The organism is Paucibacter sp. B2R-40, assembly GCF_025717555.1.
GTDB lineage: Bacteria > Pseudomonadota > Gammaproteobacteria > Burkholderiales > Burkholderiaceae_C > Paucibacter_A.
Genome location: NZ_JAJIRP010000003.1, coordinates 481,323 through 501,820 on the forward strand (window position 1 = coordinate 481,323; position 20,498 = coordinate 501,820).

At 62.0% G+C, this 20,498-nt stretch carries 16 protein-coding genes; 5 read left to right on the top strand and 11 right to left on the bottom strand.

Annotation, left to right across the window (positions count from 1 at the left end):
* Positions 1-31: 31 nt before the first annotated feature.
* The 7 genes from LNV09_RS08725 to apbC all read right to left on the bottom strand — a co-directional run bounded on the left by LNV09_RS08725 (position 32) and on the right by apbC (position 7,203).
* Entirely contained in the window at positions 32-280 is a 249-nt protein-coding gene (locus LNV09_RS08725) for a formate dehydrogenase (protein ID WP_263556693.1), read from the bottom strand.
* 97 nt (positions 281-377) lie between these two features.
* A complete protein-coding gene (locus tag LNV09_RS08730) occupies positions 378-1,007 on the bottom strand; it encodes a TorD/DmsD family molecular chaperone (protein ID WP_263556694.1) in 630 nt (209 codons plus the stop codon).
* Complete coding sequence (locus tag LNV09_RS08735) at positions 1,004-3,124, bottom strand: 4Fe-4S dicluster domain-containing protein (RefSeq protein ID WP_411969244.1); 2,121 nt, start codon at positions 3,122-3,124, stop codon at positions 1,004-1,006. Before LNV09_RS08735 ends, LNV09_RS08730 begins: the two co-directional genes overlap by 4 nt.
* Positions 3,069-3,656, bottom strand: coding sequence for a DUF3306 domain-containing protein (locus LNV09_RS08740; RefSeq protein ID WP_263556696.1), 588 nt, complete (start codon positions 3,654-3,656; stop codon positions 3,069-3,071). The genes LNV09_RS08735 and LNV09_RS08740 overlap by 56 nt, the downstream gene beginning before the upstream one ends.
* On the bottom strand, positions 3,656-4,204 hold the full coding sequence (locus LNV09_RS08745) for a DUF3305 domain-containing protein (RefSeq protein ID WP_263556697.1): 549 nt from the start codon (positions 4,202-4,204) through the stop codon (positions 3,656-3,658). Before LNV09_RS08745 ends, LNV09_RS08740 begins: the two co-directional genes overlap by 1 nt.
* A 72-nt stretch (positions 4,205-4,276) precedes the next feature.
* Positions 4,277-5,947, bottom strand: coding sequence for a methyl-accepting chemotaxis protein (locus tag LNV09_RS08750; RefSeq protein WP_263556698.1), 1,671 nt, complete (start codon positions 5,945-5,947; stop codon positions 4,277-4,279).
* A gap of 161 nt (positions 5,948-6,108) precedes the next feature.
* Complete coding sequence (gene apbC / locus LNV09_RS08755) at positions 6,109-7,203, bottom strand: iron-sulfur cluster carrier protein ApbC (RefSeq protein ID WP_263556699.1); 1,095 nt, start codon at positions 7,201-7,203, stop codon at positions 6,109-6,111.
* A gap of 245 nt (positions 7,204-7,448) precedes the next feature.
* Between apbC and LNV09_RS08760 the strand changes: the two genes are divergently transcribed.
* A complete protein-coding gene (locus tag LNV09_RS08760) occupies positions 7,449-7,928 on the top strand; it encodes an FxDxF family PEP-CTERM protein (protein WP_263556700.1) in 480 nt (159 codons plus the stop codon).
* Between the two features lie 61 nt (positions 7,929-7,989).
* Here LNV09_RS08760 and LNV09_RS08765 read toward each other — a convergent pair whose 3' ends face one another.
* The 4 genes from LNV09_RS08765 to LNV09_RS08780 all read right to left on the bottom strand — a co-directional run bounded on the left by LNV09_RS08765 (position 7,990) and on the right by LNV09_RS08780 (position 16,859).
* The gene (locus tag LNV09_RS08765) at positions 7,990-10,449 is read right to left on the bottom strand and encodes a serine/threonine protein kinase (protein WP_263556701.1); all 2,460 of its coding nucleotides are present in this window, start codon (positions 10,447-10,449) and stop codon (positions 7,990-7,992) included.
* 64 nt (positions 10,450-10,513) lie between these two features.
* Entirely contained in the window at positions 10,514-12,382 is a 1,869-nt protein-coding gene (locus LNV09_RS08770) for a serine/threonine protein kinase (protein ID WP_263556702.1), read from the bottom strand.
* 150 nt (positions 12,383-12,532) lie between these two features.
* A complete protein-coding gene (gene hrpA, locus LNV09_RS08775; RefSeq protein WP_411969239.1) occupies positions 12,533-16,441 on the bottom strand; it encodes an ATP-dependent RNA helicase HrpA in 3,909 nt (1,302 codons plus the stop codon).
* A gap of 31 nt (positions 16,442-16,472) precedes the next feature.
* On the bottom strand, positions 16,473-16,859 hold the full coding sequence (locus LNV09_RS08780) for a VOC family protein (protein ID WP_263556703.1): 387 nt from the start codon (positions 16,857-16,859) through the stop codon (positions 16,473-16,475).
* A 129-nt stretch (positions 16,860-16,988) separates the two neighbouring features.
* Between LNV09_RS08780 and argA the strand changes: the two genes are divergently transcribed.
* The 4 genes from argA (at position 16,989) to LNV09_RS08800 (ending at position 20,320) form a co-directional block, all read left to right on the top strand.
* Positions 16,989-18,329, top strand: coding sequence for an amino-acid N-acetyltransferase (gene argA / locus LNV09_RS08785; protein WP_263556704.1), 1,341 nt, complete (start codon positions 16,989-16,991; stop codon positions 18,327-18,329).
* A 27-nt stretch (positions 18,330-18,356) separates the two neighbouring features.
* On the top strand, positions 18,357-18,629 hold the full coding sequence (locus LNV09_RS08790; protein ID WP_263556705.1) for an oxidative damage protection protein: 273 nt from the start codon (positions 18,357-18,359) through the stop codon (positions 18,627-18,629).
* 177 nt (positions 18,630-18,806) lie between these two features.
* The gene (locus LNV09_RS08795) at positions 18,807-19,853 is read left to right on the top strand and encodes an extracellular solute-binding protein (protein ID WP_411969245.1); all 1,047 of its coding nucleotides are present in this window, start codon (positions 18,807-18,809) and stop codon (positions 19,851-19,853) included.
* A 119-nt stretch (positions 19,854-19,972) separates the two neighbouring features.
* Entirely contained in the window at positions 19,973-20,320 is a 348-nt protein-coding gene (locus tag LNV09_RS08800; RefSeq protein ID WP_318023279.1) for an H-NS histone family protein, read from the top strand.
* The last annotated feature ends 178 nt before the right edge of the window (positions 20,321-20,498 follow it).

Genomic DNA, 20,498 nt, shown 5'->3' on the forward strand with positions numbered 1-20,498 from the left:
GCCCGTCAAAACCCAGTACCAGAAGGTGAAATCAGGAGCGCGCGGTTTCGTAATAGCGCAGCACATGCGGGCTGAGCTGATAGCCACCGGCGGTGTCGGCCGCCACCTTCTCAGCAAGAGCAGGGGCCTGCTCCTCGACCGCAACGACGGGCAAGGCCTTGGCCACCACGGCGGCAGCACCCGCCGCACCTAAGCCCAATAGCCAACCGCGTCGCTTCAACGGTGCGCTGGCTGCCATGCTGTCCATCTTTTCGGTGACTTGCTGTTTGCTCATACTCATGGTCATCAACTCCGTAACAAGCTTGCTGGACGAATATAGCCCTGTTGCCTGGTTTTTGCATCGGGCTACACCCGCGCAGCGCACAGGCAGAGAAAACTCAGGTCTCAAGCAGATCAAAACCCTGCGCTTCGACGGCAAAGAAGTCCCGCGCAAAGCCGGCCAAGGCGCGATAAAAATCAGCCTGTGGCTGGGCGCTAAGCGCATCGCAAAGTCCATCAACCCAGCCGCGCAGGTGAAGGTTGAAAAAGCGCTGCTGCCCGGCCAGATTGCTGACACCGGCGTCCTCGCCGGCGATCAGGTAACGCATCACTTCACACAGACTGGCGACATGGTCCTCGGTCTCCAGCACCGTTTGCGGTCGCTCCAGGCCCAGCGCCGCCAAGGCGCTACGCAACTCGACCAAGGGCTGTTGATTCAGCGAGCCGGCCAAATACTGCGAGCTGAACAGGCAAACCGCCGGCTTGCCGACGCCGCCGAACAGGGCGACAAACTCGGCCTCTATGGCCGCCAAGCCCAGACGCCGCGAGGCTGCCACCAACTCACCCCAAGACGATTCCAAGAAGGCGCCCGCCATGGGTGCCTCGGTCACCGCCACGCGCAACTGGCTGTACAAGTCATTCGAGGGCGGCGCGTAGAACAACTCGGCCAGCAAGCCGTAAACCTCGGCACGGGCCAACTCTTCAGCCGCATCCGGGCTGTGAAAGTCGATTGAGGCAGTCTTGCTCATAGCTGATCGATCCTGACTTCATTGGGGTTGCTGTGCATCGCGATGACGCGGCAATCGCCGCACATTTTCAATCGATCGGCAGCGGCTCCTTGGAACATCGGGTGAGCACCCAGCTTGGCCAACATCAGCTCGATCGCCTTCGGCGTCGCGAAGGGCTTGGCGCAGCGGACGCAGCAAAACGGTTCGACCTCATTCAACACTCGCATTTGCTTGCGCAGCCGCCCACCGTCGGCCAGCAAGAATCTGGGCTGCAAGCTGATCGCGCGCTCTGGGCAGGTGCTCGCGCACAGGCCACATTGGACGCAGTTCTTTTCGATGAAGCGCAGTTGCAGCTTGTCCGGGTTGTCGGCCAGGGCGGCTGCAGGGCAGGCGCTGACGCAACTCAAACACATGCTGCAGCGATCCGGGTCGACCTGCAATGTCCCAAAAGGGCTGCCCAGAGCCGGCAAGGCAATCTCGTCGGGCAGCTGTGTCGCCTGGGTCATCAAATGGTCCAGGCATAACTCCAAGGTGGCGCGCTTGTCGGCCAGCACGCGGTAGCTGGCGACTTGCGGCACGGATTGGGCCGGCTGCGCCTGCAAAGCCAGATCCAAGGCCGCAAGGTCCGTGGCCTCAATCAGGGTCAGATGTTGCCCCTTGAAGCCCAGGCCATGCAGGATCGCCTGGGCTGCGGCCATCTGCGCACGCACGGCGGCGCGGTAGTCGGGCGCTTCTTCCGTCGTCATCAAAACCCAGACCTGGGAGGCGCCGTAGGCAATCGCCGACAGCCACAACTCCATCCCCATTGAGGCGGTATGCCAGGCATCGAGCGGCAGCACACGGGCCGGCACGCCCTGCACGGCCGCCCGCGTACGCGCCGCGCGGCCCAGCTCGCCGACCAACTTGGCGCCGCCGCCTTGGCTGTGGATCAGCAGCGCCGCGTCCTTCCCGCCCGCGCGGGCATAAGTGCTCAGCAGCGTGCGTATGCGTTGACCCTGGGCATCAGGCCCGGGCGTCGCGTATTGCAACGCGCCGCTCGGGCAGACGGTGGTGCAAGCACCGCAACCCACACACAGATGCGGCTCCACGATGATGCCGGCCAAGGTCGGCCCGCCGGCCTTGCCTTTTCTGGACGCATCGCTGCGAATCGCTTGCGCCGAACAGACATCGATGCAAGCCGTGCAGCCGATCTGCTCATTGCGGCTGTGCGCGCAAAGCTTTTGCTTGTAGTTGAAAAATTTGGGCTTCTCGAACTCACCGACCGCCTCGCGCAGTTGCAAGACGGCGGCCATCAGCTGCGCGTCGTCACCAGCGTGGAAATAGCCCTGCGGCGGCTGATGCAGGGAGATCAAGGGCGCGCGACTCAGGTCCAGCACAAGATCGAACGACTCGCTGCGGCTCTGTGGCAAGCGATCAAAATCTATGGCTCCGGCGGCGGCGCAAACCTTGACGCAGTCGCGGTGGCTGCGGCACTTGCTCAGATCAACTTGGTAGCTGAAATCGATCGCGCCTTCAGGGCAGGCCTCGACGCAGGCATTGCAGCGGGTACACAGGTCCAGGTCAATCGGATTGCGCTGCGTCCAGCTGACTTCAAACGCACCCAGCCAACCGCTGATCTGCACCTGCTCGCCAGCAAAGACCGGCAGCGTGCGGGTCTGCGGCAATGCGCCCTGCCCTGGGTGCAGCAGCAAACTCAGGTCCAGCTTATCGGCCAGCATCTCGGCCGCACGCGCGGCGCGCTCAGCATCACCAATGATCAAGGCACGGCCTTGCGAGCGATAACTGACCGTCGGCACCGGCGCGGCATCGGGCAATTGCGCCAGCGCCAGCAGCGCAGCGATCTTGGGGCTGGCCTGCAGGCCGTCCTTGGACCAGCCACCCGTCTCGCGAATATTGACGAAGCGAATCGGCCGCTCGCTGAGCGGCAGCGCACCCTCGGTCTGCTCATTCAGCTGCAGGAACAGCCGGCTTTCCTGGGTGCAGGCCACCAACAGATCGTCACCGGACTTGGCTGCGCGCTGAAACGCGGCGGCCTCGCGGCGACACAGCAAGGTGTGAACCGTCTCCAGACCCGCGCCGGCTTCAGGCCCGAGCGCCGCTTTCAGAGCCGTCTTCAGGGCCGGGCCGTCCAGCGGCATCGTCTTGTTGCAGTCGCAAATCAGCGTGGTCGTCGTCATGGATAGGGCTCGGGGTTTCGGGTGCGACAAGTTTTGGCGGGGTCAGGTCTTGCGCTGCGGCAACTGGCGCTTCTTCTTCAAGCTCGAACAAGCCCAAGGCCTGACTTTGATGCAACTGCCGCAACATGCTCAAGGGTAGCGGGTCGGGCTGGCTGTAATCATCAATATAGGTATCGAGCCCGTCCATCAAGTTGAAATGGGGGTCGGAGAAGAACAGTTTTTTCATCGCCGCACGCTGCACGCCGGCATCAACATCCTGACTCATGAAGCGCGTGTAGTCGCTGGCCTGCGTCAACAGTTCGACATCGGCGTAGCTCGGGGCGGGCTCGGCGGCAACTTCTGCTGCCGCAGCTTCTTTGGCTTGCGGCGGCGTCAAGGGCAGCGTCAAGGGCGCCGCCGCCACTGGCGCGCGAGCCTCGGCCTTGCGTTTGCCCCAGCGCGCCAAAAAGCCGACCGGCTCCTGGGCGGCCGCGTCTTTGTCCTGAGCCGCCATCAGCGTCTTTGCTCCGGCGGCAAGAAGGACTGCGGGCGGCGCCGCTCCTTCTTCACTTCGGGGCGGTAATGCTGCTCAACAAAGGCTTGCAACCAAGCTGCCAGATCGGCCGGCAGCGGCACGTTGTCGACCCGCTCCTGCGCGTCCAACCAGCGGCCAGCTTCGGTATAGCTGAGGCTCACGCGTTCGGCCCAGGCCGATGAGGGGTCTTCATCATCAATGCGCCAGACCACAAACCAAACCGGGGCGCGCGTATTCAAATTAAGAAAATAGCCTTCGGCCTCATCCGCAAACAGAGCCAGTTCGAAGTTTGGGTAGAGGCTGGTCTGCAGCTTGCCGTCATCGCGCAGCACGCGCGGCTGATGGCCAAACCCGGCTTCATGCGCGACCACATCCACGACCGAAAAACGCCAAGCTTCCCATTGATTGGGCTGCGCCTGCCGCTCCATCACGACAGCCACGCGCACCGACGGGCGCTGTGCGGGCGAGGCCAGGGCTGTTGAGCCAGGCAAAGAGGGCGGGTGCGCGGCAGCAAGATCCGAATTCATGCAGCCAGTCTAGCGCCCTCTTGCCAATTGAGCTGCGCCGCCCACTTGCACAACCTGGTCAAGCCAGGGAATTCAGCGCAGCGTAAACACAGCCACCGCCTGTTGCAGGTTTTGCGCTTGGTGGCGCAGACTTTCGGCGGCAGCTGCGCTTTGCTCGACCAAGGCCGCGTTTTGCTGTGTACTTTGATCCATCTTGCCGACCGCAGCGCCGATCTCGGCCACACCGGCACTTTGCTCCCGGCTGGCATGACTGATTTCGGCCACGATGTCGGTCACGCGCTTGATGGATGTAACGATTTCTTCCATCGTGGCACCGGCTTGATCAACCAGGCTGGTGCCGCGCTCGACCCGCTCGACGCTGTCGTTGATCAACTGCTTGATCTCTTTGGCCGCCTCGGCGCTGCGCTGCGCCAAGCTTCGCACCTCGCTGGCCACCACCGCAAAACCGCGCCCTTGCTCGCCGGCACGAGCCGCCTCCACTGCCGCGTTCAAGGCCAAGATATTGGTTTGGAAGGCAATGCCGTCGATCACGCTGATGATGTCCGAAATGCGGCGCGAGCTGTCGTTGATGCCCTTCATGGTGTCGACCACCTGACTGACCACTGCCCCGCCTTTGATGGCCACCGAACTGGCGTTGGCCGCCAGCTGGTTGGCCTGCGCAGCGCTGTCGGCATTGCGCCGCACGGTGTCGCCCAACACATCCATTGACGAGGCGGTTTGCTGCAGACTGCTGGCCTGCTGCTCGGTGCGCACACTCAGATCGTTATTGCCCTGCGCGATCTCGGCACTGGCCGTGGCCACGCCGTCGGTGCCATTGCGCACCTGCGAAACCGCCTGCGAGAACTGCTCCACCATGGTCATCAACACGCCCATCACGCTGTGCGCGTCCTGGCTCTCGTTGTGCAGGCGCTGGGCCAAATTGCCCTCGGCGATTTCTTTGACCGCGGCCACCACCTGATGAGGCTCACCCCCCAAACGCTGGGCCATCCAATGCTTGGCATACCAAAGCAGACCCAAGCCAAGGCTCGCCAATAAAAACGCCAAGCCCATGACGATGCCGAACCAGCGACCCTCGGCGGCTTGGGCGGCGCTCACTTGTGCCTCGGTCCGCGCGTCCAGCATGCGCAAAAACTCATCCACCGGCTTCATGATCTTAGCCTTGTATTGGTGGTAGTTCTTGTCATGCATCATGGCCTGCGCCTTGGGCAGATCGGGCTCGCCTTGTTTGGTGAACTTGCCCGCGCCATCATCGAACAGGCCCTTGACCATATTCATCGCCACGGTCTCGGTCTTGACCAGATCATCGGAATTGCCGGCCGCCTCTTTGAGCTTGCCGAACTCGGCCTCGGTGAAACCGGCCGCCTTCATGGATTCAAGCAAGGGCGTGCTGGTGCTGCCCCCCTTGCCCATAGGCGGCTCGCTGCCGGCAGCACGAAAGTCCCAATAGATCTTCTCGTACCCCGCCGGCCTGGGTTTCTTGCCGTTGCGGATGTCCAGCACCTCGAAGTACTGCTGCTCCCATTGGGCATCGCCGGTCATCACATAGGTGCGCGCCAACCGTGTCAGATCATCGGAACTCTGCCGTAGCTCATCGGCCAGCATCGAGGACACATAACGAGAATTTTCAGCGGCGGACAAGGCGCTGCCGGCAGCATGCAAGCGGGAAATAGCAAACAGCAGCAGCAACACGGCCACCCCCATCGCCAGCAAAGCCATGCCGAACATCTGCTTGACAGTTTTCATTTGATCATCCCTAGGCCGATAGCGAAACGAATTCACCCGCCGATGACCGGCCCATGCCCCATCGGGCAGCCGGTTCCGACGCCTATGGCCTATCGGATCAAACCAAACTCAGCTGAAGGTGATTTTTCACCTTACCCCGGCCGAGCAGCCAGGGGATCAATTCAAGTGCCCTTGGAAATCGAAATGCTCGGGAACTTGGCCGAATAGTCCTTGGACTGCGCCGCGATCTTCACCGCCACCTTGCGGGCCAGGGTCTTGTAGAGGCCAGCAATTTCGCCGTCCGGATCGGCCACCACGGTCGGTTGACCGGCATCGGCTTGAACGCGGATGGACATCGCCAGCGGCAAGCCACCCAGGTAATCGATGCCGTATTGCTGCGCCATTTTCTGCCCGCCGTCGGCGCCGAAGATGTGCTCGGCATGGCCGCAGTTGGTACAGATATGTACGGCCATGTTCTCGACCAAGCCCAAAATCGGCACGCCGACTTTCTCGAACATCTTCAAGCCCTTCTTGGCATCGATCAGCGCGATGTCCTGCGGCGTGGTGACAATCACGGCACCGGTCACAGGCACGCGCTGCGACAGCGTCAACTGGATATCGCCGGTGCCGGGCGGCATGTCGACGATCAAATAGTCCAAGTCTTGCCAGCGGGTCTGGCGCAGCAACTGCTCCAGCGCCTGCGTGGCCATAGGGCCGCGCCAGATCATCGCCTGGTCTTCCTCGACCAGAAAGCCGATCGACATGATCTGCAGGCCGTAAGCCTCCATAGGCTCCATCAGCTTGCCGTCTTCGCTTTCGGGGCGACCGCTGACGCCCAGCATGGTCGGCTGACTGGGGCCATAAATATCGGCGTCCAGCATGCCCACGCGTGCACCCTCGGCGGCCAGCGCCAGCGCCAGATTGGCAGCGGTAGTGCTCTTGCCAACCCCGCCCTTGCCCGAGGCCACGGCGATGATGTTTTTCACGCCCGGCAGCAGTTGCACACCGCGCTGCACGGCGTGCGCAGCGATCTTGCTGTGGATCTGCACGCTGACATTGGCAACGCCGGCCACCGTGCGGGCAGCGGCCACCAATTGCCGGCGCAGCTCGGCGACCTGGCTGGCGCCCGGGTAGCCCAGCTCGATCTCGAAGGACACATCCGCGCCGTCTAGGCGCAGATTCTTCAACTGTTTGGCGGCGACAAAGTCTTGGCCGGTATTGGGGTCGACGACGGTTTGCAGGGCTTGCAGCAGGGAGGATTCTTGGATCGTGGACATGTCAGCGGTCGGTTAGAGGCGGCTTTTGCTTGGGTAGCAAGGCTTTGTCCGAACAGTCTAGCCCAGCCCCTATTTGGGGCAGTGCTGCAAGGTGAAAACAAGATAGAAGCAGAATGGAAGTCTGGGGCGGGAATTCCCGCCCCCCCCGAACCAGGGAGTTCGCGCGCCATCACTGTTCAGGTACATTCGCCTGCAAGCGCGCCAATTCCCTATTGCCCGCAGCCATCTACCCCACAGGAGTTACCATGTTGATTAAATCCCTTGCCGTCGCCGTCGCGCTCGCCGCCGGCGCCAATGCCGCGGTTGCAAACGACGTGAGCAGCTCACCTTCGTTCACCGGCCTGACCGCCACTTTTGCGGCCCTGCATACCGCCGGTTCGTTCATCGATACCTTCACCTTCACGCTGCCCGGCATCACCTCGGCCGACGCCAGTGTGGTCACCATCGGCGCGGGTGCGGCCGACATCGACTTCGCCTCGGCCACCTTGAATGGCATGCCATTGGTCTTGACTACCGATGCCGGCGGCTTTGTTGAACTGCTGTATACGCCGTCAGCCTATGCTGTGACAGGCCCGCTGACGCTGATCGTCAAGGGCACATCGGCTGCCAACGCCAGCTACAGTGGCACATTGAACGTTAGCGCAGTACCAGAGCCCGAAAGCTATGCCTTGCTGCTGGCCGGTCTGGGCGTGCTGGGCTTCGTGGCCCGTCGTCGCAACAGCTGAAAACGGTGCGAGCTCGGCTCGCGCTGCAAAAAAAGGGCTCCCTCGTGGAGCCTTTCTTTTTTCAGCCGATTTGCTTGAACGCCATCACCGCCTGATTGCGCAGCGTGCGCAGCAGTTGCAGCTCTTTCTCGCCCAGGTCTATGCCGCCGGCCTTAGCCTTATCGGCATAAATCAGCGCAAATGGCGCGCCCTTGAGCGTCATCGGCAGCAACAAGAAGTTGGGTGCGCGCACTTCCCCGCGGTACCAAAGTGGCAGGCGGTCGGCGATCTTGGCCACGGTGGCATCGGCAATCAAGGTGTCCACACCTTTTTGGCAGACAGCGGCAAAAAGATCCGCGTTGGCGCCATCAACCAAGCGCAGGGGCACCTTGAAGGCGGGCACAACAGCTTCGACGCCCTCCCCCAAACCAAAGCGCCCGGTCAAGGTCTCGGTCTTGGGGTCGCGCAGGCAAAACACCACCCGCCTGAAGCCCAGGGCGCGGAAGATGGTCTCCAAAATCATGCGCAAAACTTCGTTGAGCTTGAAGTTCTCCACCATCACATTGGTGATGTCCTGAATGCCGGCGGCCATCATTTCGACGGCCTGCTCGCGCGTCAGCTGCTGCGGGCTCAGTCCTTGCGTGGGCTCCAAGATCTGCGTGGCTTGCAGCTGATGAGCGGCCAGCGAGTCATCGACCGTAGGCGCCAGCGGCGACAGCAGCCGGCGCGCATGCGAATTCTTGGGCAAATGAATCCCCATCGCATCGGCCACCTGCGCCAAGCGCTGGCGCGCTTGATCAGCGGCCACATCGAAGGTCTGCGCCGTCACGCCGAGCACGCGTGCGTAGCGTTGCGCCATCGCATGCACGCGACCATGGGCATCGGCCGGGTCGGTGTGCAAGATGACATCCGCCACATCATTGGCCGCATGGGCCAGCCAGCGCTGGCGCTCATCGCTGTGCTCGGCGCGGCGTGTCGGCGGATCGCCGTCGGGCCGGCGCATGCTCAGCTGCAAGGACTCCGGCAAGCCCCATTGACGGGCCACGCCCAGGCCGAGTTGCTCATAACTCATGCCCAGCACCTGCGCCGAAGCGGCCGCCTCGCTCAAAGGCGGGGCGGCTTGACCGGTGGCTTGGGCGATCCGCTCGGTGCGCGTGATGCGGCGGATTTGTTGTGCCTCCTCGGGGAAATAGAACTCGCTCAGCGAGCGGCCCAGGTTGTGCAGCATCGCGCATAAAAAGGCCTCCTCGGCCTCGCGCGGATTCAGGCACAGCTCTCGCGCCAGCGACGCCGCCATCAACGAACGCAAGAACTCCTCGCGCAATTGCTGCGCATGAGCCTTGTTCTCCATGCGCTCCAGCAGGATCAGCGATAAAGCCAGATTGCGGATGCCGGAAAAACCCACCAAGGCGACCGCCCGCGAGACGGTACTGATGCTGCCGCCCCCGGCATGGCTGAATTGCACCGTGTTGACCAGACGAAGCAGCTTGTGGGTCAGCGCCACGTCCTTGAGGATTTCATTTGATAAGCTGGCCAGGCTGCCGTTCTCGGACGCGGTCAGGCGTTGAATACGGCCGATTGCGTCCGACATGGCCGGGAAGTCGCTCTTGTGGCGCATGCGGCGCAGCAAGAACTCGAGCGCCGCGCCGTCCACCACATCGGGTACGGCTGTTTGTGCCGGATACAGCCACTCTGCCAAGGCATCATGCATGGCCTTGGCCGTTGGCCAACGCTCTACGGCCTTGCGCGCCAGGCCGCGCTGCACGATGGCTCGCAGCGCATCATCGACGTCCAACCCCAGATCAGACGGCAGGGTCAGGTCTTGCTCCAGCACGCGCTGCACCGACACCCAGGGATCGGGGTCGTAATTCAGTCGCTGGCCACTGAGCATTTCACCCAAGATCACGGCGGCCGCGAAAACGTCCATCTGCGCGCTAGGCGGCTCACCACTTGCCGCCTCGGGCGAGATATAGCCGGGCGTGCCGACCACGCGCTGTGGCTGGGCCGATGCCTGCCCGGCCTCCTCAGCCGACAAGCGCGCCGCAATGCCAAAGTCCATCACGCGCGCACGGCCCTTGGCATCGATCAGGATATTGCTGGGTTTCAAGTCGCGGTGCACGACGCCGACCGCATGAGCTGCCTGCAAGCCATCCAAGATGCCAAGAAGCAGCTCGACCGCAGCACGCACACCGAAGCGAGCGTTGCGCCCACCCAGCAGACGATCCGCCAAGGTGCCGCCGGCCACATATTCAAACACCAAATAGGACTGCCCATCTTGGCTATCGGCCTCAAACACCGGCACGATGTGGGGGTGCGTCAGCCGACTCACCGCGCGCGCCTCGTGCAGCCATTCATCGACGCTGAGCGGATCGGCGCCCGGCCGCAAGACCTTCAGCGCCACATCCCGGTCGAGCCTGGGGTCATGGGCCAGCCAGACGGTGGCTTGGGCCCCCTCGCCCAATTTTTTGAGCAAATGAAAGCGGCCCAGGTCGGGCAAATGGGGCGCAGCGGAAGAGTAGGTCAAGGAGTCGTCGGGGTTCATCTCGAATATATTGCTCTATCCTGACCTTCGCGTGGAGTTCGCGGCCTTCGTTGCAGACCCACGGTCAATGCGGCAGATCGCCATTGGCCCCGCCGTCCGCTGCTGCCTTGGCCGCAAGCCGGGCGCGCAGGGCGGAAGGCTTTGGCGCGTCGCCGTCCAGCGGCATAAAGCCGGAGCGACCCCGATCCACTGGCGGCGCGGCTTCTGGATTGAGCGCCAGCTGAATATCTTTCAATCCCAGCCCCAAGGTGCGCGCATAGCGTTTGGTCGCGACCTCGACGCCGGCCACGCGCTTGGCCTCGGGCTGCATCAAGGCGTCGACCAATTCATTCGCCAGACTGCAGGTCAGGCGCAGCACTTCGTTATCGCTTTCCTTGCCGTGGGCGCTGGCGCGCAGCGCGGCAGTGGGCGGCTGGCGCCGCATCATGTGCAGCAACTCCTCACCCAGACTCCAATGCTTGGCCACCGCCGTGCCCAGCGACTCTAGGTCGCAACCCATCACCGCAAAGGCCGCCGCCTGCTCGCTCATACTGGCAGGATGGGGTTGATCGGCGGTCGGCTCAGGCGGTTGCATCAATTGGCGGATCTGCTGCGCATCATCCGGGAAGTGATATTGCAGCAGCAGGCGGCCCAGGTTTTGCATCACCGTGATCAGGTAGACCACCTCGGCGTCATAGCCGGCCGGGCGCAGCGCCTGCGCGATTTGCCCTGCACGGTGCACCCGCTTCATCAGGCTTTGCAGCATCACCGCTTGCGTCTCGTTCAAGGGCCCGGGCCAGGGCTTGAGCGCGCGGGCCGCTTGTTGCACACCTTCCAGGCCCAGCATGGCGATGGCCCGCTGCATATTCAGCACCGTGCCGTCGACCGCCGCACCGCTTTGCTTCAAGGCGTTGTTGACCCGGCGCAGCAGCTCCAAGGCCAGCGCCATGTCTTGCATCACCAGCGTGGCCAGTGCGCTGGTGTGCTGCCTGTCCATGGCTGACGATTGCCCGGCTCTTTGCAAAGCAGTCGAGGTGCTGGGCAGATGGCCGATGCGCTGCAACTTGTCGATCAGCAAAGCAATCGGTCCTTGCTCATCATGGCCGGCCGAGGTGCGCCAACCATCGAGCGCCCGTAAAAAGCTGCGGGCGATGTGATAGCGCTGGCGCTCTTGGCGGTCGGTGGCGCGGTTGCAAATCGCGCGCAGCGGCTCAGGAATCGGATGCGGCGTTTCCCAGCCCATGCGCACCAACTCATGGCCGGTCGGCTGCATTTGTTGCACGACCAAATGCAAGTCGGGCTGCTCCAGCACCGGCCGCCCGCTCAACAGGCGGTGCAGCATCAGGCCCACACACAAAATGTCTTCAGCGGCTGAATCTCGCACCGCGCGCCGCGTGACCGAGTTGTAGTCGGCATTGGCAGGAAAAACCTCTTGCGCTGCTTCCAGGCCCAGGACCCGCACCTGGTTGTTCGGGCCGATGATCAGCGTCGCGCACTGCACGTCCCGGTGCGCATGGCCGGCTTCATGGGCAAAGGCCAAGCCTTCCAAATATTGGCAAACCCATTCGGCGACCTCCAGTGGCAAGGGCGTGGGCTGGCGCGTCAAACGCTCGTCCAAGGTCTCGCCCAAGGCGCGGTCGTACGCCATATAAGGCCATTTCTCGACCTGTCCGACCTCGATCACATGGGCCAGATTCGGATGCAGGACGCGCGCGCCGGCACTGGCGGTCTTGATCCAATGCTCGGTGGCCGCGGCGCTATTGGGCACCACCCGCGGCATGCACAGCATCAACTCCTGATCCAGCTTGGCATCAAACACCAACCAGATCATGCTGCGCGTACTCTTGCCCAGCAGTTGGCGCAGCTCGAAACGGCCGAAGCGACGCATCGGCGCGGCTGGCTTAGCGGCAGCAGGAGAGTTGGCTGGCTTGGAACTGGGCGTGGAATCGGACACGAGAAAGGGGCACTTGTGCCAATAAATCTACTTGACCCCCATTTAACCCAATTTCGCCGCGTCTCGATAGACCAAGCTGAGCAAGATTCTCAGCCCTAATCCCCAATCTAATGCAAACTCTGCCCTCGGCTTCGGGGCTGCACTGAGCCCTCAATGCCCCAATTGCGCCCAAACCTTCTCCAGGCGCTTGACGCTGACCGGCTGCGGCGTGCGCAATTCCTGTGCAAACAGACTGACCCGCAACTCCTCCAATTGCCAGCGGAAATCAGTCATGCGCGGGTCCGGTGCGCCCTTCATCTCCATGACGCGCCTCAGATAGCGTTGCTCCAGCGGGCGCAGCTCGGCGAGCAACTTTGCATCGCGCGCAGGGTCGGCACGCAGCTTATCCAGCCGCGCCGTGATGGCCTTCAAGTAACGCGCTAGATGCTGCAACTGCGCCCAAGGCGTGGCGCTGACGAATTGCTTGGGCACCAAGCGCTGCAATTGCGCGGTGATGTCATCGGCAGCTTCTTTGGGTGCCCGCGCGTCTTTGAGTTTGCGCACTGCAGCGGCGTACTCCAGCAACACCACGCCGCCCTGCCGCGCGACCTCCTGGGCAATCAAATTCAGTCTCGACCGGCCTTCATCAATACGCTTCTTGAAGCTGAACTCATCGGTCGGCAGCGGCTCGGCCAGAAAGGCCCGGTCCAGCGCCACGCCGATGATTTGATCGCGCAGCTCTTCGGCCGTGCCCAAGCTCATGAACAGCACCGACATCTTTTGCAGATCGGGGATGTTCTTTTCCAGAAACTTCAGCGGCTCCTTCAGCTGCAGGGCCAGCAAACGGCGCAGGCCCAGGCGGTGGCGGGCCGCGGCCACATCGGGCTCATCGAAGACTTCGATCTCGACATGCGTGCCACGGTCCAACAGCGCCGGAAAGCCAATCAGCGTCTGCGCGCCGCGCGTCACCTCCATCAGCTCGGGCAACTCGCCGAAGGTCCATGCGGTGTAAGTCTTGCTGACTTCGCGTATCGGTTTAGGCGGCGCCTTGACCTCGGCGCGGATGCCGCCCGGTTTGACCGGCTGCTGCTCAGCGACAGCAGGCGCCGACGCGGGCAGACGCAGCGCCGCCAGCGCCTGAAACGCCGACCTGGCTTGCCCGCCCAGCTCGGCCTTCAGAGCCGCCAGATTGCGACCGATGCCGAGCTGCCGGCCATGCTCGTCGATGACCCGGAAGTTCATGAACAGATGCGGCAGCAACTGCTCCAGCTTGAAGTCATTGCGCTGGATCGCCAGTTGCGTGCGCTCCTTGACCGCCTTCAGCAGCACCTCGATCAGCGCGCCCTGCCCGAAGGGATTGGCGGCGATGAACTCGGCCACAAACTCAGGCAGCGGCACCAATCTTGAGCGCGGGCGCTGATGCAGGCTCTTCAGCAAGACCAAGACCTTGGCCGCCAACATGCCGGGCACCAACCACTCGCAGCGCTCCTCGCTGACCTGGTTGAGCGCGTAGATCGGCACATCGACCGTCACACCGTCGCGCGCATCGCCGGGTTCGTGCAAGTAACTGACCAGGCAATCGACACCGCCCATGCGCAAGGTTTTGGGGAAGGCATTGCTGGTAATGCCGGCCGCCTCATGGCGCATCAACTCGTCACGGCTCAATTGCAGCAGTTTGGGCTCGGCCTTGGAGGCGTGGCGATACCAGCGCTCCAGCGTCGCGCCGGACACCACATCGGCGGGCAGATGCTCGTCGTAATAGGCGTAGATCAGCTCATCATCGACCAGCACGTCCTGGCGGCGGGATTTGTGCTCCAACTCCTCGACATGAGCGATCTGACGCTTGTTGTGCGCCAGAAACGGCAGTCGCGATTCCCACTCACCATTGACCAGCGCCTCGCGAATGAAGATCGCGCGCGCGGCCGCTGCATCCACATTGCCAAAGTTCACACGCCGGTTGGCGTAGATGACAATGCCGTAAAGCGTCGCCCGCTCCAGGGCGATCACCTCGGCCGCCTTCTTCTCCCAATGCGGCTCAAGCAACTGGGTCTTGATCAAATGGCCGGCGATGCCCGGCAGCCATTGCGGCTCAATCGCCGCGATGCCGCGACCGAACAGACGTGTGGTGTCGACCAACTCGGCGCTGACGATCCAGCGGCCCGGCTTCTTGCTCAGATGCGCGCCGGGGTGGCGCCAGAACTTGATGCCGCGCGCGCCCAGATACCACTCGTCCTCGTCGCTTTTGAGCCCCAGATTGCCGAGCAAGCCGGCCAGCATCGACAAATGCACCTGCTCATAGGTGGCCGGCGCGGTATTCATGCGCCAGCCATGTTCGGCAACAACCGTGTGCAGCTGCGAATAGACATCGCGCCACTCACGCACGCGGCGCGGGCTAACGAAATTCTCACGCAGCAAGGCCTCGTAGCGGCGGTGGCTGAGCTTGTGCTCACCCGCACCACCCTTGCTTTCTTCCAGCCACTTCCACAGCTTCAGATAGCCCAAGAATTCGGACTTGTCGTCATCGAACTTCTTGTGCCGCTCGTCCGCCGCTTGTTGCTGCTCCATCGGCCGGTCACGCACATCCTGGCCGGACAAGGCGCTGGCGATGATCAAAATCTCGGCCAAAGCCTCGCGACTGCGCGCCTCCAGAATCATCCGGCCGACGCGCGGGTCAAGTGGCAGCTTGCCCAGCTCCTTGCCCATCGCCGTCAGCTCATTGGCGTCGTCAACGGCACCTAACTCGTTGAGCAATTGGTAGCCATCGGCGATCGCCTTGCGCGGCGGCGGCTCGATGAAGGGGAAGTCGTCGACCTGGCCCAGGCCCAGCGTCTTCATGCGCAGAATCACCCCGGCCAGCGAGCTGCGCAGGATCTCCGGGTCGGTAAAGCGCGGTCTTGCGAGGTAGTCTTTCTCGGCGTAGAGCCGTATGCAGATGCCGTTAGCGACACGGCCGCAGCGGCCGGCGCGCTGATTCGCCGAAGACTGGCTGACCGGCTCGATTTGCAGCTGTTCGACCTTGTTGCGGTAGCTGTAGCGCTTGACGCGGGAGGTGCCGGGGTCGATCACATAACGGATGCCTGGCACGGTCAGCGAGGTCTCGGCCACATTGGTGGCCAAGACGATGCGGCGCTGGCCGTGCGGCTCGAAGACCTTGTCCTGCTCCTGCTGGGACAGGCGCGCGAACAGCGGCAAGACCTCGACACCGGGCGGATGGTGTTTTCTCAGCGCCTCGGCCGCCTCGCGAATTTCGCGCTCGCCGGGCAGGAAGACCAGCACATCGCCGCCACCTTCGCGCCACAACTCATCGACCGCATCGCAAATCGCGTTGTTGAGGTCGTACTCGCGTGACTCCTCGAACGGCCGGTAGCGCTGTTCGACCGGGAACAGCCGCCCCGACACGGTGATCACCGGCGCCGGACCTTTGGCTGATTCAAAGTGCTTGGCGAAGCGGTCAGCGTCGATGGTGGCCGAGGTGACGATGACCTTCAGATCGGGCCGTTTTTTCAGCACCTCGCGCAAGTAGCCGAGCAGGAAGTCGATGTTCAACGAGCGCTCATGGGCCTCGTCGATGATCAAGGTGTCATAGGCGCGCAGCAGCGGGTCGGTCTGGGTCTCGGCCAGCAAAATGCCGTCCGTCATCAGCTTGACCGAGGCCCCCGGCGAGAGCCGGTCCTGGAAGCGCACCTTGAAGCCGACCACCTCGCCCAGCGGCGTTTTCAGCTCCTCGGCGATGCGTTTAGCGACGCTGCTGGCGGCGATCCGGCGCGGCTGGGTATGGCCGATCAGCTTACCGGTGTTGGCGCGGCCACGCCCCAATGCGAGCGCAATCTTGGGTAACTGGGTGGTCTTGCCGGAGCCGGTTTCACCGCAGACGATGATGACTTGGTGCTCGCGCAGCGCCTGCGCAATGTCATCGCGCCGGCTGGAGACCGGCAGCGACTCGGGAAAAGTTATCGGCGGCAGCGGATTGGCGGGCGGCCCTGGACGGCGCGCAGCGCCAGCCTTGCTTGCGTTGGCGTTAGCCTTGAAGCCGGGCGCGGCTGGCGCGGTGGGTTTGGTGGGGGGGCTGGAATCATTCACGAGGCGCGGATTATCCGCGCCCGCCGAAAACTCAAGTTTTTGCCACGTAAGTGATGATGTTGATGGCCGCACCTTGAGGGTCGCGGATGGTGGCCATGCGCCCTACCGTGGGTACATTCATCGCCGGCATCAGCACCGCGCCGCCTAGCTCGGTGCACTTGGCAATCGTTTCGTCCACATCGTTGACGGTGACGTAGCTGCTCCAGCTGGTCGGCATCTGCAGGGCGGGGTCGGGGCAGGCCATCATGCCGGCCATCGGCGTACCGTCGACTTTGATGACGTGGTAATCGCCCATGGGCATGGCCATGGTCTCGACCACCCAGCCAAACAGCGAGCCATAGAACTCGGCCGCCTTGGCCGGCTCCGACGTCATCAGCTCGGCCCAGCTGAATGCGCCATGGGTTTTGTAAGCATCCATTTGTCATCTCCTAGTTTAGAAAACGCACCCGATCTTGAGCGAGGGTTTGAGGCAAATCAAGCCCCTAGAAGCAGGCCAGAAGCTGGCCAAAAGCAGTCATTGGCAACGGCCTGCGGCACAATTGCGCCCATGAGCCTTGTCTTTCCCCATACCTTCGTCCCCTGGTTTCGCTCCGTCGCACCCTACATCCACGCTTACCGAGGTGAAACCTTTGTCGTCGGCATGCCGGGTGAGCTGGTTGCCGCGGGCAAACTGAATGCCTTTGTGCAGGACTTATCGATCTTGCATGCGATGGGCATCAAGATCGTGCTGGTCCATGGGTTCAGACCGCAAGTCAATGAACAATTGGCCGCCAAGGGACAGTCTCCTCAATACAGCCACGGCATGCGTGTCACCGATGCCTTAGCGCTTGACTGCGCTCAAGAAGCGGCCGGCCAACTGCGCTTCGAGATCGAAGCTGCGTTCTCGCAGGGCCTGCCCAATACGCCGATGGCGAATGCCACGGTTCGGGTGGTGTCGGGCAACTTTTTGACCGCACGCCCGGTCGGCATCGTCGACGGGGTCGATTTCCAACACAGCGGCGTAGTCCGCAAAGTGGACGGGGCGGCGATTCAACGCGCCATCGATAGCGGCGCGGTTGTCTTGCTGTCGCCATTTGGCTTCTCGCCGACCGGCGAAGCCTTTAATTTGAATATGGAAGACGTGGCGACCAGCGCCGCGATCGCCCTGCAGGCGGACAAGCTGCTGTTCGTTTGCGAGGTTGACGGCGTGCACGAGCAGCCCGGCGATGTCAGCAGCCCGGTCGACACCGAGCTGACCCTGGCCGATGCCGTGCGCATGCTGGCCAACCTGCCCGCCGCGACCGAGCCGACCGATGTGGCGTTTTATTTGCGCCATTGCGTGCGGGCCTGCCAGGCCGGCGTGGAGCGCTCACACATCATCCCCTTCGCGGTGGACGGCGCGCTGCTGCAGGAGGTTTACACCCATGACGGCATCGGCACCATGGTCGTGGACGAGAAGCTGGAGAGCCTGCGCGAGGCCGGCTCCGACGATATCGGCGGCATCATCGCGCTGATCGAACCGCTGGAGCGGGACGGCACCCTGGTCAAGCGCGATCGAACCGAAATCGAGCGCGATATTGACCTCTACACCGTCATCGAGCACGACGGTGTGATCTTCGGCTGCGCGGCCCTCTACCCCTATGTCGAGGCCCGTACCGGTGAAATGGCAGCTTTGACCGTCTCGCCGGCCGTGCAAGGCCAGGGCGACGGCGACCGCATCTTGAAACGCGTCGAGCAGCAAGCCAAATCACAGGGACTGGCCAGCATCTTTGTGCTGACCACGCGCACCATGCATTGGTTCATCAAGCGCGGCTTCCAGCCGGTTGACCCCGAGTGGCTGCCCGAAGAGCGCAAGCGCAAATACAACTGGGACCGACGCTCGCAAGTCTTGGTCAAGAAACTCAGCTGATTTTTAATTTCATTCAAAGAGGTAAATATGGCCCGCACCGTGCAATGCATTTACATGAAAAAAGAGGGCGAAGGCATGGACTTCGCGCCCTACCCTGGGGACTTGGGCAAGCGCATTTACCAGAATGTCTGCAAAGAAGGCTGGGCAGCCTGGATGAAGCACCAGACCATGCTGGTGAATGAAAACCGTCTGAACCTCGCCGACCAACGCGCCCGCCAATACCTGGCAAGGCAAATGGAGCAGTTTTTCTTCGGCGAAGGCGCCGAAGCGGTGGCGGGTTACGTCCCGCCAACGGCCTGAGCGAAGCTCGGGCAAAAAACTGCGGTGAGCCCTCATCTGCGCGCAGCGCAGGTGATGTGCTCACCAAGAATTCTCTTTCGGCGCAGATGCCACTCGAAATCTGCAAGGCCAAAGCAAACAAGAATCATTCTTGTTAAGATGCACTCCACATCAATCTTCAACCGATTTGGAGCCGTCATGCCGTTCTCTGTCCTCAAAAAAACCCTGTGGGCCGCCGGCCTGCTCGCCGGCAGCATCGTTTCCGCCAATGCGCAGGAACAGGTATTGAATCTGTATTCGGCGCGCCATTATCAAACCGATGAGGCGCTCTACGCCAATTTCACCAAAGCCACCGGCATTCGTATCAACCGAGTTGATACCGATGATGCGGGGCTGTTGGCCAGGTTAAAGAGCGAAGGTTCGGCCAGCCCGGCCGACGTCATTTTGTTGGTCGATGCGGCACGCCTTTGGCAGGCAGAGGAAGACGGCTTATTCCAGCCCTTCAAATCCAGCCGCTTGGAAGAGCGCATACCCGCCCAATTGCGCGCGAAACCGAGCGACAAAGGCACGGCTTGGTTTGGCTTGTCGACGCGCGCCCGCGTGATCGTTTACAACAAACAAAACGTCAATAAAGAAGACGTTTTGAACTACCAAGATCTCGCCAACTCAAAGATCAAAGGCAAGCTGTGCACACGCTCGGGCTCGCACCCCTACAACCTGTCATTATTTGGCGCGGTTTACGAACATTTGGGTGCGGTCGAAACCGAGAACTGGCTCAAAGGTATGGTGGCCAATATGGCGCGCCCTCCCAAAGGTGGCGACACCGACCAAATCAAGGCGGTTGCCAGTGGTGAGTGCGGCGTAGCAATTACCAATAGTTACTATTTGGCCCGCATCATGCGCTCCGAGAAGCCGGAGGACCGCGCGGCGATGGAAAAGATTGGCGTGGTTTTTCCGAACCAGCAAAGCTGGGGTACGCACATCAATATTGCCGGTGGCGCAATCGCCAAACATGCCAAAAATCGCGAAAGTGCCGTCAAGTTTCTCGAGTATTTGAGCGGCGACGAAGCGCAGGCCTACTTTGCCAATGGCAACAATGAATGGCCAGCCGTGCCCGGACTGCGCATCAGCAACCCGGCCCTTGAAGCTATGGGGAAATTCAAGACCGAAACCATACCCGTGGCGGTGATGGGCAGCCATTTACCCAAGGTTCAGCAAATGTTGGACCGGGTCGGCTATAAGTGATTGCAAAGCTCTGCAATATCTAAATGGCGAGGGCCGAGCGTGTAAATTTCGTGCGCCTTTGGGCTGGCGCGGGCAAGAGTAATTACTTATTGGATTTTTTATTCTTGCTGCGCCTATAATTGCTCTGTTCGCTTTGGCTGAACTCTAAAACTTCGCGAGGATTTGCACTGATGGCATCGCTAAAAGAACTTCTGGCCCAACGGGCTGCACTTGATGAACAAATTTCGTCAACCAAAGATCGCGAGCGGGCTGACGCGATCGCCAAGGTTAAATCCTTGATGGATGATTACGGTTTGACGGTAGCGGATCTGAATACCCGCGCACCCAAAGCAGCCAAAACATCCAAGGTTGCAGCCAAGTATCGCAACCAAGCCACCGGGGAAACTTGGAGTGGCCGTGGCTTGCAACCTAAATGGCTGAAGGCCGCATTAGGCGCGGGCGCCACTTTGGCCGAATTCCACGTCTAAGGAAACACTGCGCCTCGGTTTTATTGGCCGAAGCTGTAGTTAGAAAAGCCACCTGCAAGGGGTGGCTTTTTTCTTGCCCAAAAAGAACCCGGTCGTCAGCTATTTTGCTGGACCACCCGCCCGATTCAAGGGGGGTGTTGTTCACCTGTCTAGCTGCGTTAACTGCTAGCATCGCGCC